This window comes from Kitasatospora sp. NPDC032150 (genome assembly GCF_055579945.1).
Map to the genome: position 1 here is coordinate 1 of NZ_JBVIMH010000097.1, position 2,367 is coordinate 2,367.

A 2,367-nucleotide genomic window follows, 5' to 3' on the forward strand; every position below is an offset into this window, starting at 1 on the left:
AGCCGGGGGATTCCTACCACGGTCGTCTGACCGTCTCGGTGGGTTCCTGCTTCTTCGCGCTGCGCCGGGACAGGTCCCGGTCTGTTGAGTCGGCACGGAGCGCGGTGCCGGTGTTACCACCGGTCCGTTTCTCCGTGCCGCTCGCCGAACCCGGCGTGCGTGTCTCCACGCACCGGGCTCTCCACGGTCTCTGCCGTTCAAGCGTGGTTAGGAATCCAGGGGTTGGGGATCGTGTCTCCTCGGTAGCGGTAACGGGAGACCGTCACTGCTTGGAGGTCGAACAGTTCGATCCCGTCTGCCGAGGGCCTATGCCACCGTCCGTTGTGGTCGGTGAGGCGTCGGCGGACGTCCTTCCACTTCCAGCGGTGCAGCACCATCCACCAGCTGATCACCCGGCGCCACGTGAAGTGGGCGAGGGAGCTCAGGGCGACTTTGCAGACCGCGTGCTTGAAGTAGTTGGCCCAGCCGCGCATGATCTGGTTGAGCCTGATCAGCACGTCCCTGGGGTTCTGCTGCGACGTTCTGTTCGTCAGGGCACGGATCTTGTCCTTCAGCTGCCGAATGGGCCGGTCAGCGATGAAGGTGTAGACGTACCACTTGTCCGTTCCTCGCTTGCGGCGCCACTGGAGGCGGAACCCCAAGAAATCGAACCCTTCCGACATGTGCACCACCCGTGTTTTGGCCTCGGAGAGGCGGAGCCCGAGCGGTTGCAGCACATCGGTGATGTCCTCGCGCAGTGCTTCGGCGTCGCCGCGTTTGCCGTCGGTCAGAACGACGAAGTCGTCCGCATAGCGGACGATGCGCCAGTTCGGACGCCCGGCGGCACGGCGCCGCCTGCGCTGGTAAGCGGTGGCCATCTCCCCTCCCGGTTCCCACGACCCCGTCAGGTGCTCATCGAGCGCCGACAGGGCGATGTTCGCCAGAAGCGGGGAGAGGATGCCCCCCTGCGGGGTGCCGGTGTAGGTGTCCTCGCGGTTGTTGTCCTCGGTGAGGACGCCGGCCTTGAGGAACGCCTTGACCAGCCGCAACACGCGCTTGTCCTTCACTCGTGCTCGCACCCGGTCCATGAGGGCCGTGTGGTCGATCGAGTCGAAACACGCCTCGATATCCGCGTCCAGGACCCAGCGGTAGCCGTGGGTGCCATAGAAATGGATCTCGGCGATCGCGTCGTGCGCCCGCCGCAGGGGCCGGAAGCCGTAGGAGACCGGCTTGAAGTCGGCCTCGAAGATCGGCTCCAGCACCAGCTTCAGGGCTGCCTGGACCACCCGGTCGGCAATGGTCGGGATGCCGAGCTTGCGCACCTTCCCGCTCCCGCCAGGCTTAGGGATCTTGCGTTCACGTACCGGCAGCGGGCGGAACTCACCCGATTTGAGTGCATGCCGAAGATCCTCCAGGAACCCATAAGGGCCAACTTCCCGCTCGACATTGACGACCGTCAGGCCGTCCACTCCGGGTGTTTTAGCTCCTTTGTTACCCGCGACCCGTTCGAACGCCACAAGCAGCGTCGCCGGGTCGCACACGAGGTTGAACAGATCGTCGAACCTGCGGCCCTCATCGGCCGCCGCCCAACGGTGAAGTTTGGCCTGCATCCCCGATACCCGCTGGTGAGACCCCATGGGGGCCTCTGGAGCGTCGCTGTTCAGCGGCGCGTCTTTCGGCATTGCAGCCTCCTTCCCTTCTCGATTCCGCTGCCGCCCTTCCCCATGTACCGGGCTCTCCCCGGCTCGGAGTACTACGGCGGCTCCGCCCCGTCCCGGCCCGATCGGCCGACGGTGGGCCCAGCCTCGAACATCGCTGGACGCGTTGTCCGAGGTCAGGACCGGGACGGTTCCCGTGTTCACTCGCTGTTCGATCGACGGAGGAGGAGCCCGGCTATACCCCCGCGGCCTCGCCACGACTACCCCGCAGCACTTCACCGTGGCCTCCCCGAATGGCCTGTAGCCAACGTCCGAGAAGTTCCCCGCCCCAGGTACAAGGCAGGGACATGCCGCTTCCAGCCCACATCCACCAGGTTCGAGCTGGCGTCGAGTAAGGGGGCGTCAGCGCCGGTTCCTCGCGTACTCCTTTCCGTCTTGCTTGCCGGACCCGCACCATCTGGCAGTGCTGGCACGTCCCGGCTTTGTCAGGGCCGCTTGCCACCCTCCCCGGCACCTTCCGGGTCGGGCTGCCCTCAGCTTCAGCCGTCCTGCTGCGACAGAACGGCGGTGGCGTCCTTTCACCGCCACTCGAACAACGTGCGCTTCACGGCGCACTACCTGCGCTCGACAGGCTGTCACCGCCAGTCCGGCGGCCTGGGCTACGTTGACGGCGGCGTTGATGTCCCGGTCCAGCCACACCCGGCATGCCTGGCACTGCCAGAGGCGGATG

At 66.1% G+C, this 2,367-nt stretch carries 1 protein-coding gene; it reads right to left on the bottom strand.

What is annotated here, in order from left to right; all coding sequences use genetic code 11:
- Positions 1–197 precede the first annotated feature (197 nt).
- Positions 198–1,661, bottom strand: coding sequence for a group II intron reverse transcriptase/maturase (gene ltrA / locus ACZ5ON_RS35910; RefSeq protein ID WP_465601802.1), 1,464 nt, complete (start codon positions 1,659–1,661; stop codon positions 198–200).
- Positions 1,662–2,367: the final 706 nt, after the last annotated feature.